Origin of the sequence: Aeromonas sp. DNRA1 (assembly GCF_963888745.1) — a bacterium.
GTDB classification, from domain to species: Bacteria; Pseudomonadota; Gammaproteobacteria; order Enterobacterales; family Aeromonadaceae; genus Aeromonas; species Aeromonas hydrophila.
Map to the genome: position 1 here is coordinate 623,023 of NZ_CAWPKQ010000003.1, position 15,606 is coordinate 638,628.

Genomic DNA, 15,606 nt, shown 5'->3' on the forward strand with positions numbered 1-15,606 from the left:
ACTGGCCGGGGCTTTGGGTGTGATACCGCTGTTATGCCTTAACTGGCAATTACAGTGCTCGGCAATTCAACTGGAGCAGGTTCAACTCCCGCAAGGCCACCGAGAACTTGGCGAACTCGTGGGTACTGGTGGTCTTGAAGTCGGCCAACATGTGGGTCCAACGGGACAAGAGTTGCTCATGCTCCGAAATCCAGTCGGCCAGTATGGTAGCGCATTCTCCCTGATCTTTGCACCCTTCCAGCACCACGGAAGTGAGGCTGCGCTGCTGCCAGTCCAGATCTTCGCGGAAGGAGGCCCGCGCCATCGCCTGCCAGTGGTTGCCCACCGGTTGATGGTTGATCTGGTCGAGGAACCAGTGCAGATCCAGCTTGGCGCCGAGACGGTAGTAGACGTTGGCGGCACGCAGGATGTCGGTCTTGTGCTCCGCGGCGATCTGCGCCAGATCCAGGCTGGAGAAGAGGCTGCTCATGTGGGCTACCTGACGGGCGATGGCTTGTGGCACTTGCTTGGCCACCAACGCCGCGACCGCTTGCTGGTGCTCGGCCACTTCGCTCTCGTCCATCACCTCGTAGAGGTGCTGACCCAGCGTCTCGAAGGCCGGGCGGAAGAAGGCGATGTTCTCGCTGATGCTCCAGCTGCGATTGCGGGCGCGCAGGAACCAGCGGGTGGCGCGGCGCACGATGCGGCGGCTGTAGAACATCAGTTCGAGCTGGGTCTCTGCCCCTACCAGGTTGTCGCACCCTTCGATGTCGCGCCACAGCTGGTTGAGGCCAAATACCTCGCGGGCCATGGCGAAGCAGCAGGCAACTTCCGCCACCGAGGCACCGGTCTCGTCCTTCATCCGGCTGGCGAAGTTGAGCCCCATGTCATTGACCAGCATGTTGGCCACCCGGGTCGCGATGATTTCGCCGCGCAGCGGATGCTGGGCCAGTGCCGCCCCGAACTGCTGCTGCAGCTTGGCCGGGAAGCTGGTCACCAGCATGTTGGCGAGGAAGGGCTCGTCGGTCACTTCCGGGCAGTTGAGCTGCTCTTTCAGTACCATCTTGCCGTAGGCCACCAGCACCGCCAGTTCGGGTCGGGTCAGCCCCTGCCCTGCCGCCATCCGCTCGGAGAGCTCCTCGTCGGAGGGCAGGAACTCCAGGGCGCGGTCCAGCTTGCCTTCCCGCTCCAGCCCCTGGATGAAACGCTGCTGCTCCTTGAGCTGCTCGGCACCGCGGAAACTGGTCACCGAGATGGACTGGGACTGACGGTAGGCGTTGGTGATGACAATCTGCGCCACGTCGTCAGTCATCTCATAGAGCATCTGGTTGCGCTGCTTGAGGGTCAGGTCACCGGCTGCCACCAAGTGGTTGAGCAGGATCTTGATGTTCACCTCGTTGTCAGAGCAATCCACCCCGCCCACGTTGTCGGTGAAGTCGGTGTTGATGCGTCCACCCTGGCTGGCGTACTCCACCCGGCCCAGCTGGGTAAAGCCGAGGTTGCCGCCCTCACCCACGATGCGGGCCCGCAGATCGCGGCCATTGACCCGCAGCACGTCGTTGCTGCGATCGCCCACTTCAGCGTCGCTCTCGCGGGAACTCTTCACATAGGTGCCGATGCCGCCGTTCCACAGCAGATCAACGTTCAGGCAGAGCAGCGCCTTGATCAGCTCGTTCGGCGCCATGCTGGCCTTGTCGGTACCGAGCAGGGTCTGGATCTCGAGGCTCAGCTTGATGGACTTGGCCGAGCGCAGGAAGATGCCGCCCCCTTGTGATATCAGCTCACGGTTGTAGTCATCCCAGCTGGAGCCGGGCAGCTCGAACAGGCGCTTGCGCTCGACGAAGCTCTTGGCCGCATTGGGGGTCGGGTCGATGAAGATGTGCATGTGGTTGAAGGCGCCCACCAGCTGGGTGTGCTCGGAGAGCAGCATGCCGTTGCCGAACACGTCCCCCGCCATGTCGCCGATGCCGACGCAGGTGAAGTCGGTGGTCTGGCAGTTTACGCCGATCTCGCGAAAATGCCGCTTGACCGATTCCCAGGCGCCACGGGCGGTGATGCCCATCTTCTTGTGGTCATAGCCGACCGAGCCGCCGGAGGCGAACGCATCGCCCAGCCAGTGGCCGTATTCCAGGCTTATCTCGTTGGCGATGTCGGAGAAGGTCGCGGTGCCCTTGTCGGCAGCCACTACCAGGTAGTAATCATCCTCGTCGTGACGCACCACGGATTTCGGCGGGATCACCTCGCCGCCGATGATGTTGTCGGTCACATCGAGCAGGCCGCGGATAAACAGGCGATAGCAGGCCTTGCCCTCTTCCTGGATCACGGCACGGGGGGCCCCCGCCGGCATCTGTTTGCAGTAGAAGCCGCCCTTGGCACCGACCGGCACGATGACGGTGTTCTTCACCTGTTGAGCCTTTACCAGACCCAGCACTTCGGTACGGAAGTCCTCCTTGCGATCGGACCAGCGCAGACCGCCACGGGCCACCTTGCCCCAGCGCAGGTGCACCCCTTCCACCCGCGGCGAGTAGACGAAGATCTCGAACTTGGGCAGCGGCAGCGGCATGTCGGTAATGCTGGAGGGGGCCAGCTTGAAGGAGATGTAGGGCTTGATGTTGCCCGCCTTGTCCAGCTGGTAGTAGTTGGTACGCAGGGTGGCGTCGATCATCTCCACATAGCGGCGGATGATACGATCGTCATCCAGGTTGGCTACCTGATCCAGCTTGGCGGCGAGCTGCTCGTGCAGCTTGGCGGATGCCTTGGCATCTTGCGATGGTACCTTGGCGTCCTGCTTGCCGGCCGGATCCAGGCGCTGTTCGAACAGGGTGAACAACAGTTGGGCGATATCCGGGTAGCGGGTCAGGGTCTCTTCGATATAGGACTGGCTGAAGGAGACGCCGGTCTGACGCATGTATTTGGCATAGGCGCGCAGCACGGATACCTGACGACCGGTGAGGCCGGCCCCCAGCACCAGGCGGTTGAAGCCGTCATCTTCCAGCTGCTTGTTCCAGATGGCCGCGAAGGCCTGCTGGAAGCGCTGCTGGCTCTGCTCCAGATCGAACGGCTGCTCGCCATGCAGCAGCATGGAGAAGTCGAGGATCCAGAAGATGTCACCCGCCGGGGTGCGCACCTGATACGGGGTTTCGCCGATGACGCGCAGCCCCATGTTTTCCAGCATGGGCAGCACATCGGAGAGGTGGATGGGTTCGGTGCGGTGGAACAGTTTGAGGCGAACCCGGCGATCGTTCTCTTCCTCTTGGGCACGGTAGAACAGCATGCCGAGCGGATTGGCCTCGCTCAGGTTGTCCAGCTCCATGATGTCGGCCACGGCGGAACCCGGCAGCACATCTTCCTTGTAGGCACGGGGGAAGGCGGTGCTGAAACGGCGGCGCAGTTCGTTGCCGCGGGCTTCACCGTAGTGAGAGAGCAGCACGGAATCCAGGCGATCATCCCAGCTGCGGGCCGCTTCAATCAGGTTGTTCTGTACTTCGTTCACATCCACATCCACGTTGTTGTTGTTGACCCGCACTATGTAGTGGGTCCGTGCCAGCACGCCCTCGGTGAAGTAGACGTTGAACTCCACTTCTTCGCTGCTGCCAAAATACTTCTGCAGGATCTGTTGGGTCTTGACCCGCAGCGCCGTGTTGTAGCGCTCCTTGGTGACATAGACCATGCAGGAGAAGAAACGGCCGTACACGTCGCGGCGCACGAACAGGCGCAGCATGTCGCGCTCCTGCATCTCCAGTACGCCAAGACCGGTGGCCAGCAGCTCCTCTTCACGGGCCTGGATCAGCTCGTCGCGCGGGTAGGTTTCCAGTACGTTCAGCAGCGCCTTGTAAGCGTGGGAGCCCTTCTCGTGACCGGAGGCGGCCATGATGTGCTCGAGACGGTGACTGATGAGCGGGATCTGGGTTGCGCTGGTGTTGTAGATGGAGGAGGCATACAGGCCGATGAAGCGATCCTCTCCTACCACCTTGCCGTGCTCGTCGAAGCGCTTGATGCCGATGTAATCCACATACGCCGGGCGATGCACCCGCGACTTGCTGTTGGACTTGGTGAGGATCAGCAGGTCAGAACTCAGCGCCGCGTGACGGGCACTGGCCGGCATGTTGCCAAGGCGCTGCCCCACTTCCTTGATGGAGTTCTTCATCAAACCCAGGCTGGAGTCGGCCTGGGGCAGGATCTCGTGATCCCCCTCCACCGCCTTGACGTCATAGCGGCGATAGCCCATCAGGGTGAAATTATGGGCAGCCACCCACTTGAGGAAGGCAACGCAGGAGTCCACTTCGGCCTGACTGACCGGGTTCTTGCGCTTGGGCAGCTCGTCGATGATCTCGTTCAGACGCGCCAGCATCGGCTGCCAGTCACCGACCGCCAGCGCCACTTCACCGGCCACCGAGTTGAGCTCAGCGGTCAGCCCTTCCATCTGCTCCTCGCTGGTGAGGTGATCGATTTCGATGAGGAAGGCGGTCTCGACCGAGGTCTGTTCGGCACTGTTGTCGAGATCCAGAATGGCGCTGATCTTGCCCTCATTGCCGCGAATGAGGTGCAGCGGCTGGTGCAGCATCATGTGCGCCGTGATGCCCCGGCGCTTGAGCGCCATGCGGATGGAGTCCACCAGGAAGGGGGAGTCCTGCAAGATGATCTCGACGATGGTATGGGGAGACTGCCAGCCATGGCGGGTCAGCTCGGGATTGTAGACCCGGATATAGGGGGTGGTCGAGGTGCGCTGATTGAGCGCATTCCACAGGCTGAGCGCGGCGCCATAGAGATCGCTGTCATTGCGATCGTGCAGATCGGTGCTCGCCATGTTGCCGTAGAACTTGGCGACGAAGCACTCGACCAGGGAGGCACTCTTCTTGGGCAACTTCTGATGGATCAGGCTGAGAACGTTTTCGAGCAGAACTGAGGTAGGGGCGTCTTTCAATGCCATTTCTATATTCCTTATCGGACGACATTAACCACCGACACAGAGACATCCACCCTGGATGCCAACCGGTACAGAGTTGCTGCGAAGTGTAATGTCTTGGATCAAGGAAGGCGAGCAAAGGTGATAATGAGTTGTTAAAAACAAGGGTCAGATCACGCCTTAAGCTGTGAAATATTTTGCCGTTCAGGCAAAAAACAGAAAATCCCACTGGATGGTTACGGATTTACCGGATAGATAGTGACAGAAAGCAGTGAATTACGCGGAAATATGTTCAAGTTTTGTTAATTTATGCGTTCAAGGCTGATAAAGCGATAATCATCCTGGGTTTTGAGGCGAAAATAGCCATGTACCCCGCTGATGGCGACGAAAGGCCGGATTTTCTCAATACCCAGCTCCAGGGTCAGCCCCTGCTCGCTGCGTACCACCAGCCGTTTGGCATGGCCCTGATACATCAGCATAACCTCGTCGTGGCTCAGGGACAGGCGAAAGGTAAACTGCTTCACGATGACTCCTCTGATCTGATAAACGGCCCGAGTGTTGAAAGGGTGGGAGATGGCTCCCCCACCCCGTCGGGTTTACTGCTGCAGTGCCTTGCTCACCTTCTCGAACAGATCCCGTGCCAGCCCCTCGAGGTTGGCCAGACGGGTCAGCTCGGTGCGGATCAGCGCCTTGCGCCCCTCATCGAGCCGCTTGAACTGGATGAGCGGGGTGATGAGGCGGGAGGCCACCTGCGGATTGACCTCGTTGAGCTCGATCAAGAGATCGGTCAGGAAGCGGTAGCCGCGACCATCGCGCGCATGGAACTGCACCTGGTTGTTCATGGCAAAACTGGCCACCAGCGCCCGCAGCCGGTTCGGGTTGCGGATGCTGAAGGTGGGATGCGCCATCGCCTGCTTCACCTCCTCCAACACGTCTTCCGCCGGCTTGGAGCCCACCAGTCGCAACCAGTTGTCCAGCACCAGTCCGTCCTTGGCCCACTTGCCTTCGAAATCGGCCAGCAGCTCGGAGCGGCACGACAGCAGATGGCTGTTGGCCACCTGCAGCGCCGCCAGGGTGTCGGTCATGTTGTCGGCGGTGGCATATTGCTGGCGTACCAGCAGATCGGCACTGCCGGCGTCGAGCGCCGCCAGATAACCCAGCACGACCCCCTTGAGCGCCCGCTTTGCCATGTCGGCGTGCACCACCTGATACGCCGGCAGGCGCAGCGCTTCGTAGCTGCTCGTCAGACGAGCACCGAAAGCGTGGGCCAGCGAGGTGTGGATCTCGTTGCGAACCTGATGGATGGCATCGATGTCGGCCACCTCGAACAGCTCGGCCAGGGTCGCTTCACCCGGCAGCGCCAGGATCTCCGCCTTGAGGGCCGGATCCAGTTCGCCGTCGTCCAGAATGGCGACAAAGGCCGCCAGCAAGGTCTGGGAGAGTTCTACCCCCTGCCCGTGCTGCACTCGGGCCACGCTCTCGATGACCGCCTTGTTGATCAGCATCTGCGCCGCATCCCAGCGAGCAAACTCGTTGCGGGCATGGCGCATCAGGAAGGCCAGCGCCTCGTCGCTGTAGTCAAAATGCAGCTTGACCGGTGCCGAGAAGTCACGCAGCAGGGAGGGCACCGGCTTGACCGCCACCCGATCGAACACGAAGGTCTGCTGTGCTTCCAGCACGTCGAGTACGTTGCCGATGGCCTTGCCCTGATACTGCAGCGGGATGACGCCCCCTTGCTCATCATAGAGTTCGATGTCGAGCGGAATGTGCAGCGGCAGTTTTTGCGGCTGATCCTGGGTCGGCGGGGTGTGCTGGCTCACGTGCAGGCGATAGACGCCGCTTGCGGCATCGTACTCGTCGGTCACGGTGAGCTCGGGAGTCCCGGACTGGCTGTACCAGCGGCGGAAGCGGCCGAGATCCACCCCGGAAGCATCTTCCATCGCCTGCACGAAGTCATCACAGGTGACCGCCTGGCCGTCAAAGCGCTCGAAATAGAGGCGCATGCCCGCCTGGAAGGCGGCCTCACCCAGCAGGGTGTGCAGCATGCGGATCACTTCCGAGCCCTTCTCGTAGACGGTCAGGGTGTAGAAGTTGTTCATCTCGATCACCACATCCGGGCGGATGGGGTGTGCCATGGGGCCGGCATCTTCAGCAAACTGCGGGCCCCGTACGGTGCGCACGTTATTGATGCGATTGACCCCGCGCGAGCCCAGATCGGAGGAGAACTCCTGATCCCGGAACACGGTCAGCCCCTCTTTCAAGCTGAGCTGGAACCAGTCGCGGCAGGTGACGCGGTTGCCGGTCCAGTTGTGGAAGTATTCGTGGCCGATCACCCGCTCGATACCGTGGTAGTCGCTGTCGGTGGCGGTAGCCGGGTTGGCCAGCACGAACTTGGAGTTGAAGATGTTGAGCCCCTTGTTCTCCATGGCGCCCATGTTGAAGAAGTCCACCGCCACGATCATATAGATGTCGAGGTCATACTCGAGGCCGAAGCGCTGCTCGTCCCAGCGCATGGAGTTGATGAGGCTCTCCATGGCGAAACCGGCGCGGTCCAGGTTGCCCTTGTCGACGAAGATCTCGAGGGCCACCTTGCGGCCGCTCTTGGTGACGTAATGGCTGCGTTCCACATCGAAGTCCCCGGCCACCAGGGCAAACAGGTAACTCGGTTTGGGGAAGGGATCCTGCCACTGCACGAAGTGACGGCCGTCACCCAGATCGCCACTGTCGACCTTGTTGCCGTTGGAGAGCAGGAAAGGGAACTGGGATTTGTCGGCGGTGATGCGGGTGCTGTAACGGGCCAGAATGTCGGGCCGGTCCAGGTAATAGGTGATGCGGCGAAAGCCCTCCGCCTCGCACTGGGTGCAGTAGGCGTCGCCGGACTTGTAGAGTCCTTCCAGCGCGGTGTTGGCGGCCGGATCCAGCAGGGTCACGATGGTCAGCACGCACTCGGCGGGCAGGTTGAACAGGGTCAGGCTGCTCTCGCCCTGCTCGTACTGGGTGAAGGGCACTCCGTCCACGCTGACGCTGTGCAGGGAGAGACCCTCCCCATCCAGCACCAACGGTTCATTGTGCTCGCCGTTGCGCCGCAGACGGGAGATGGCGGTCACCTGGGTCAGCGGCTCCTGCAGTTGAAAGTCGAGATCGATGCTGTCGATCCAGTAGAGCGGAGCCCGGTAATCCTGGCGATATTTGGCCGTCATGGCCTGGGAGTGATCGGTCATTATTGTTTGCTTCCACGCTTGTAATTGACGTGTCAGAGGCTGTCACAACCGGTTGGCAGGGTCAAATAGTTTGCATTCAGGCAAAAGAAAGGGCGACCTCAGTCGCCCTTGTTGATTAATTGACTCGCCAATAATCAGCTGCGTTTGCTGAGCTTGGCCAGGTCCGCCGTGATGTTGGCAGCCTCGACCAGATACTCGTCAGGGGCCTCGAAATCGGCAGGCAGTTCATCCAGACTCTTCACCGCCGGCTTGCCGAGACGGGCAAGACGCTCGTTGGTGCGTTTGAGAGCCTTCTCGTCCTGCTTGGCCTGATCCGCCAGACGCTCCGCCTCGTTGAGGGAGACCGACTTCTTGTCTTTCTCCTCCTTGTAGTCGGCAATGTCCTGCATCACGTAGGCAAACTCCGGATCCTTGCTGATCCGCGCCTCGTGGGCAGACTGCAGCTTGGGCAGCAGGCTGGCGAAGTTGCCGAGCTTGTCATACTTGGCCGATGCAATCTTGTCCCACGGCAAGGCATTGAACTCGCGGCTCTCGCCCGTCTCTTCCGGTGCAACCGCAGTCGGGAAGCTGATATCCGGGGCGACACCCTTGTTCTGGGTGCTGCCACCGTTGATCCGGTAGAACTTGGCGATGGTGTACTGCACGTGACCGAGCGGCTGCTCGTAGAAGTCGTACACCTTGGCGAGGCTGCGATGCTGCTGCACCGTGCCCTTGCCGAACGAGTTCTCGCCGAGGATCAGGGCGCGGCCGTAATCCTGCATGGCGGCGGCAAAGATCTCGGAGGCCGAGGCGCTGTATCGGTCGATCATCACCGACATGGGGCCGCCGTAGTAGACGTTGCCATCATCATCACCGTTGACGGTGATGCGGCCCATGTGATCCCGGATCTGCACCACGGGACCGCTGGCGAAGAACAGGCCGCTCAGGGCAGAGGCTTCGGTCAGCGCACCGCCGCCGTTGCCACGCAGATCGACGATGAGGCCATCGATCTTCTGCTTGTTGAGGCTGGAGAGCTCCTTGATCACATCATCGTGCAGGTTGACGTAGAAACTCGGGATCTCGAGCACCCCGATCTTCTTGCCTTCGGCGGTGATCACCTTGGACTTGGCGGCTCGGTCTTCCAGACGCACCTTGTCGCGCACCAGCTCGATCTGCTCGGTCTTGGCGGCGGCGCCCTTGCCACGCTGGATCTCCAGCTTCACCTTGCTGCCTTTTGGTCCCTTGATGAGTTCGACCACGTCATCGAGACGCCAGCCGATCACATCGACAATCTTGCCGTCGTCCTGCCCTACCCCGACGATCTTGTCATCAGGCTTGAGGTGGTTGGACTTGGCAGCCGGGCCACCGGGCACCAGGGAGCGAATAACGGTGAAGTCATCCTCGGCCTGCAGCACGGCACCAATCCCTTCCAGCGAGAGGTTCATCTCGGTGTTGAAACGATCGGCGCTGCGCGGAGACAGATAGCTGGTGTGTGGTTCGATGGCGCGAGCGAAAGAGTTCATGAAGAGCTGGAACACGTCCTCGCTCTCGGTCTGGGACATCCGCTTGATGGCGTTGTTGTAACGCTTGCCAAGCAGTTCCTTGATCTCGGGCCACTCCTTGCCGCTGAGCTTGAGGCTCAAAGCATCGAACTTGACCCGCTGGCGCCACAACTCATTGAGTTCGGCTTCGTCTTTCGGCCAGGACGCCCCTTCCCGATCAAAGATGTAGTTGTCGGGCTGGGTAAAATCGAAAGGAGTATCGAGCAGTTTGAGGGCGTATTCGAACCGCTCATAACGCCGCTGCTGACTCAGATTGAACATCTCGTAAGCCGGTGCCAGCCGCCCTCTCTCGAGGTCGGTGTCAAAACCGGTACGGTACTTTTCAAAGCGGCTGATATCAGAGGCCAGAAACAGGTTGCGGCTGTAGTCCAGATTCTCCAGATACTTGTCAAAGATCACGGAGGAAAAGGCATCGTCCAGCTTGAACTGCTTGTAATGCGAGCGGGTAAACAGATTGGCAATTCGCTTGCTAGCCGTAGCATGTTGGCTCTCCTGAGCCAACACAGGCAAATCACTTTCCTTGAGCACCGGCTCGATGGCCTGTGCAAGCCCGGCAAGCGCCAGGCTACAGGCAACGAGGGAAAAACGAATTACGCCATGCTTCAACATTTGTCTCCTTAGAGAACCAGGTGCTCGAATTTGACCCGCAGCATCATGCCGGTCTGCAATTGAACCTGAACGTCATCCTTGGTCACTTCCTTGATGGTGGCCGGCACCGGAGACTTGCCCAGCACAACCCGGACGCCCTGATCCACTTTCAGGGTAGCGGCATCCACTTTGACCAGCGGTGCTTCGACAGCGACGGGAGCAGCCTTGGGAGCGGCTTTCGGCTTGTCGGATTTGGCGGCAGCATCGGCCTTGCGCGGGGCAGGACGACGTGGCTGCTTGGCCTTCTCTTCCTTGGTGTTGGTACGACGGCTGGCAAAGACGCGCTCTTTGCTCTCTTTGAGGGCTTGCTTGGCGTGCTCGATGTGCTCTTCGGTGAGCAGCTCGCCCGGATTGCCGTCCAGATCGACACGGGCCTGGCCGGCCTTGAGGCCATGCAGGTAACGCCAGCTGGAGGTGTATTGACGCAGAGCAGAACGCAGCATGGTCTTGGAGACTCTGGCGTCGTCAGCAAGACGCTCGGCCAAATCCTGGAAGATGCCAATCTTGAGCGGCTTGGCCTCTCCTTCAGCAATGAAGCAGGCCGGGAATTTCTCGACCAGGTAGGCAACGATCTCTTTACTGTTCTTCAGCTTCTCAGTGTTTTCCATGTATAACCTTGGCTTTCATATAAACGCGCGGGCACACCCGAGCACAACAAAGGCCCCATTATAGAGAGCTTGGGGCCTTTTGCGAACCATCAAGCAATGACTTAGAGCATGCTTTCCAAAATTTGCACCGTTTCTTCCAGTCCAATCCGGTCTTGCGCATCAAAGCGGTTAAAGATTGGACTATCGATATCCAGTACGCCAATGATCTCGCCACCACGTCGCAACGGGATCACGATTTCAGCATTGCTGGCACCGTCGCAGGCGATGTGACCTTCAAACTGGTGCACGTCGTCGATGAGCTGGGTCTTGCCCTCGGCCACCGCCGTACCACACACTCCGCGCCCGACCGGAATGCGCACGCAGGCCGGCTTGCCCTGGAACGGGCCGAGCACCAGGGTCTCCCCCTGCAACAGGTAAAAGCCGACCCAGTTGATGTCGGCCAGCTCCTGGTTGAGCAGTGCAGACAGGTTGGCCAGGTTGGCGATGAGATCAGGCTCCCCTTCCAGCAATGCCTGGGCCTGCTGGTTGAGGGTGCGATAAAATGCTTGTTTTTCAATCATGATTAAATGAACTTCACTCCCTGACAATCAGTGCAAGGTAACGCCCTGCCTGAAAAATTCAAATCAATTTTCACCTCACCCCCCATCCTTTCTTCAATCAGGCGAGGTATTTAGCGGGCGACGGAGAGCGCCAGTTGCTGGCGCTGGCCATTGCTCCACTCGATATTGAGCAGCCAGACCATCAGCGGCGAGGTGCAGGATCCCACCAGGGTAGTCCCCTGCCAGCCCTGCTCGGTGGCCTCAAAGTTGACCGGAATGGTCCCCATGAACATGTCCCGCCCCTCCAGCCACGCTTTTACCGGCGTCACGGCCGGATCGCCGCCCTGAAGCTGTATCACAAAGTCACGTTCGGCCTGCACCGGCAGCGATGCGATGCGGGCGGTCAGCGGCTTATTCCCCGCTTGCAGGGGGCATGAGCTGTGGGACAGATCACAAATCTGATCTTTTTCTGATCCCGCCACCGCCATCTGTACGTTGCCGAACCAGGTTCGATAGGCAACCAATCCGATCAAAATGGCCAATACGATCGCCAAATGGACAATTTTGCGTGAAGTGAGTCTCTCTTTCATGAAAAAACAGCCTTGTAAGATGCCTGAAAAATGACATTTTCGTGATCTCGCGCAAGGTAAATAATTGAACAGGCGAGACCCAACGGAGCCAAATATATCACTGTTTATACTGTTATTTTACCTGTCAGTTCAGTATCATTCCCATTGAATTTTCATTTAGCTACTTTTTGCTTTTCCTTTTATTAACAGTTGTTAACAAGAGAAAAAGCAGTAGCCAATGAAGTCGGTCCACGTCACTGGACACAAAATCAAACAACAGCAGCATCGGAAGCGGAATACAACGATGAGCCATACAACTAACCATCCTGAGTACAACTACACCGTTGTTCGCCAGTTCACCATCATGACGATTGTCTGGGGAATTGTCGGCATGTCGGTTGGCGTACTGATCGCAGCCCAGTTGATCTGGCCTGCCCTCAACTTTGATACTCCCTGGCTGACTTACAGTCGCCTTCGCCCTCTGCACACCAACGCGGTGATCTTCGCGTTTGGCTGTAGCGCCCTGATGGCGACCTCCTTCTATGTGGTGCAACGCACCTGTCAAACCCGACTGTTCGGCGGCAAGCTTGCCTCCTTCGTGTTCTGGGGCTGGCAGGCGATCATCCTCTCGGCCGCCATTTCGCTGCCGCTGGGATACACCACCTCCAAGGAGTACGCAGAGCTGGAATGGCCGATTGATATCGCCATCACCATCGTCTGGGTCGCCTATGCCGTGGTCTTCTTCGGCACCCTGGTCAAGCGCACCACCTCCCACATATATGTGGCGAACTGGTTCTTCGGTGCCTTCATCATCACGGTGGCCGTGCTGCACATCGTCAACAACATGGAAGTGCCGCTCTCCGGCATGAAGTCCTACTCCATGTACTCCGGCGCCATGGATGCCATGGTACAGTGGTGGTATGGCCACAACGCGGTAGGTTTCCTGCTGACCGCCGGCTTCCTCGGCATGATGTACTACTTCGTACCGAAACAGGCGGGTCGTCCGGTCTACTCCTACCGTCTCTCCATCGTGCACTTCTGGGCGCTGATCTCCCTCTACATCTGGGCCGGTCCGCACCACCTGCACTATACCGCGCTGCCTGACTGGGCCCAGTCGCTGGGCATGGTGATGTCCCTGATCCTGTTCGTGCCCTCCTGGGGCGGCATGATCAACGGCATCATGACCCTCTCCGGTGCCTGGCACAAACTGCGTTATGACCCCATCCTGCGCTTCCTGATCGTGTCCCTGTCGTTCTACGGCATGTCCACCTTCGAAGGCCCGATGATGGCGATCAAGACCGTCAACGCCCTCTCCCACTACACCGACTGGACCATCGGTCACGTCCACTCCGGCGCACTGGGCTGGGTTGCCATGGTCTCCATCGGAGCCGTTTACCACCTGATCCCGAACCTGTTCGGCCAGGGCCGCATGTACAGCATCAAGCTCATCAACGTCCACTTCTGGCTGGCTACCGTGGGCACCGTGCTCTACATCGTCGCCATGTGGATTTCCGGGGTGATGCAGGGTCTGATGTGGCGTGCGGTCAACGACGACGGCACCCTGACCTACAGCTTCGTAGAAGCGCTGCAGGCCTCTTATCCCTTCTACTTCGTGCGCTTCCTGGGTGGCTGCTTCTTTGTCACCGGCATGTTGCTGATGGCCTACAACGCCTATCGCACCATCACTGCGCCCAAAGGTTCCTTGGAACCTGTCGCACAGCCAGCATGATTGAAGAGGTCAAAGCATGAGCAACAATAACCGTCACGAGATCTTTGAAAAGAGCGTTCCCATGCTGGTGGTCGGCATCATATTTGCCATCAGCCTGGGGGGCCTGGTCGAAATCACCCCGCTGTTCTTCCAGAAGCAGACCACTGAACCGGTCGAGGGCCTCAAGCCCTATACCGCTCTGCAGATGGAAGGGCGCGACATCTTCATCCGCGAAGGCTGCACCGTCTGCCACAGCCAGATGATCCGTCCGTTCCGCGCCGAAACCGAGCGTTACGGCCACTACTCGGTCGCCGGTGAGAGCGTGTGGGAGCACCCCTTCCTGTGGGGCTCCAAACGTACCGGTCCGGATCTGGCCCGGGTTGGCGGTCGTTATTCCGACGACTGGCACCGTGCTCACCTGATCAACCCGCGCGACGTGGTACCCGAGTCCAACATGCCCGCCTTCCCCTGGCTCGACACCAACGTGCTGACCGGTGAACTGACTGGCAAGAAGCTGGCCCTGTTCCGCGATCACTTCGGCGTACCCTACACGGATGCCGACATTCAGGGTGCCGGCGAGGCCGTGAAGGGCAAGACCGAGCTGGATGCGCTGGTAGCCTATCTGCAATCACTGGGTCATGCCCTGAAATAAAGGAGTCAGGATATGGATTACGGCACATTTCGCGGCCTGTATACCCTGCTGTTGATGGCCATCATGATCGGCATCATCGTCTGGGCCTACAGCAAGCGCCGCAAGACCTCCTTCGACGAGGCTGCCAATCTGGTTTTTGCCGACGACGAGCAACCCAGTGCTGATAACAAGAACGCAGGAGCGAAACAATAATGAGCACTTTGTTTAGCATTTTTGTCACCGTCATCAGTCTGGGGACCATCCTCGGCTGCTTCTTGCTGCTGGTCTGGTGCCTGCGCGACAAGATGGGGGTGGAAGAGGGCAAGTCCATGGGACACGCCTTCGACGGCATCGAAGAGATCAACAACCCGCTGCCGAAGTGGTGGACCTACATGTTCCTCTTCTTCATCGTCACCGGTCTGGTCTATCTGGTCGCCTTCCCGGGCCTTGGCAACTTCAAGGGCGTACTGGGCTGGCAGAGCTCCAACCAGGACGTACGCTCGCTGGCCGAGTCCAAGGCTGCGGCGGCCTCCGCCAAGGCCGAAGGGCGCGCGGTGGAGTACGATCGCGAGCTTATCAAGGCCGACGAGATCTACGGCGCCAAGTTCCGCGAGCTGGCCTATCAGGCCGATGGCAAGACCTATCGCGCCATCGAAGAGATCGCTGCCGATCCGGAAGCCCGCAAGGTGGGTCAGCGTCTGTTCCTGCAGAACTGCTCCCAGTGCCACGGCTCCGACGCCCGCGGTGGTCGCGGTTTCCCGAACCTGACCGACAGCGAATGGCAATGGGGCGGCGCGCCCGACCAGATCAAGACCACCATCATGGGCGGTCGTCAGGGCGTGATGGCTGCCTGGGGCGAGATCCTCGGCAAGGACGGGGTGAAGGAAGTGGCCTCCTACGTGCTGAGCCTCTCCGGTCGCAAGGTGGACATGGTGGAAGCCAAGAAGGGTGAAGCACGCTTCACCATCTGCGCCGCCTGTCACGGTCCGGACGCCAAGGGCGGCATCGCCTTCGGGGCACCTGATCTCACCAACAACACCTGGCTCTACGGCGGTTCCCGTCAGGTGGTCGAGCAGACCATCACCCACGGTCGTCACGGTGTGATGCCGGCCTGGAAGGATATTCTGGGTGAAGACAAGGTGCACCTGCTCGCCTCCTACGTTTACAGCTTGTCCCACAACGACCAGCAAAATAAGCAGTAACATGTGATAAACACGTGATTACTCAGCAAAAAGCCTCGACTCTTCGAGGCTTTT

General features: G+C 59.6%; 11 protein-coding genes. 4 read left to right on the plus strand and 7 right to left on the minus strand.

Annotated elements, in window-relative coordinates:
• Nucleotides 1-49: 49 nt before the first annotated feature.
• The 7 genes from AACQ43_RS12765 to AACQ43_RS12795 all read right to left on the minus strand — a co-directional run bounded on the left by AACQ43_RS12765 (nt 50) and on the right by AACQ43_RS12795 (nt 12,032).
• Nucleotides 50-4,909 carry an NAD-glutamate dehydrogenase gene (locus AACQ43_RS12765; protein WP_168967514.1) on the minus strand — a complete coding sequence of 1,620 codons (4,860 nt, stop codon included), beginning with the start codon at nt 4,907-4,909 and terminating at the stop codon, nt 50-52.
• Nucleotides 4,910-5,187: 278 nt separating this feature from the next.
• Complete coding sequence (locus AACQ43_RS12770) at nt 5,188-5,409, minus strand: DUF2835 domain-containing protein (RefSeq protein WP_005300804.1); 222 nt, start codon at nt 5,407-5,409, stop codon at nt 5,188-5,190.
• A gap of 72 nt (nt 5,410-5,481) precedes the next feature.
• A complete protein-coding gene (gene pepN / locus AACQ43_RS12775; protein ID WP_168967515.1) occupies nt 5,482-8,106 on the minus strand; it encodes an aminopeptidase N in 2,625 nt (874 codons plus the stop codon).
• Between the two features lie 134 nt (nt 8,107-8,240).
• A complete protein-coding gene (gene prc / locus AACQ43_RS12780) occupies nt 8,241-10,256 on the minus strand; it encodes a carboxy terminal-processing peptidase (protein WP_168967516.1) in 2,016 nt (671 codons plus the stop codon).
• A gap of 8 nt (nt 10,257-10,264) precedes the next feature.
• Nucleotides 10,265-10,903, minus strand: coding sequence for an RNA chaperone ProQ (gene proQ, locus AACQ43_RS12785; RefSeq protein ID WP_011706143.1), 639 nt, complete (start codon nt 10,901-10,903; stop codon nt 10,265-10,267).
• 101 nt (nt 10,904-11,004) lie between these two features.
• Nucleotides 11,005-11,463 (minus strand): GAF domain-containing protein, encoded by a 459-nt coding sequence (locus AACQ43_RS12790; RefSeq protein ID WP_011706144.1) that lies wholly within the window; start codon nt 11,461-11,463, stop codon nt 11,005-11,007.
• 110 nt (nt 11,464-11,573) lie between these two features.
• Nucleotides 11,574-12,032, minus strand: a complete 459-nt coding sequence (locus tag AACQ43_RS12795; protein WP_168967517.1) for a hypothetical protein — start codon at nt 12,030-12,032, stop codon at nt 11,574-11,576.
• 283 nt (nt 12,033-12,315) lie between these two features.
• On the opposite strand from AACQ43_RS12795, the gene ccoN reads away from it, so the two are divergent.
• From ccoN to ccoP, 4 genes are read left to right on the plus strand one after another with little or no spacing between them, the layout of a single operon-like run.
• On the plus strand, nt 12,316-13,740 hold the full coding sequence (ccoN, locus tag AACQ43_RS12800) for a cytochrome-c oxidase, cbb3-type subunit I (protein ID WP_016350679.1): 1,425 nt from the start codon (nt 12,316-12,318) through the stop codon (nt 13,738-13,740).
• Between the two features lie 16 nt (nt 13,741-13,756).
• A complete protein-coding gene (ccoO, locus tag AACQ43_RS12805; RefSeq protein ID WP_005300783.1) occupies nt 13,757-14,371 on the plus strand; it encodes a cytochrome-c oxidase, cbb3-type subunit II in 615 nt (204 codons plus the stop codon).
• A gap of 12 nt (nt 14,372-14,383) precedes the next feature.
• Nucleotides 14,384-14,563 (plus strand): CcoQ/FixQ family Cbb3-type cytochrome c oxidase assembly chaperone, encoded by a 180-nt coding sequence (locus tag AACQ43_RS12810; protein ID WP_005300779.1) that lies wholly within the window; start codon nt 14,384-14,386, stop codon nt 14,561-14,563.
• Entirely contained in the window at nt 14,563-15,552 is a 990-nt protein-coding gene (gene ccoP, locus AACQ43_RS12815; RefSeq protein WP_024945236.1) for a cytochrome-c oxidase, cbb3-type subunit III, read from the plus strand. Before AACQ43_RS12810 ends, ccoP begins: the two co-directional genes overlap by 1 nt.
• Nucleotides 15,553-15,606 lie beyond the last annotated feature (54 nt).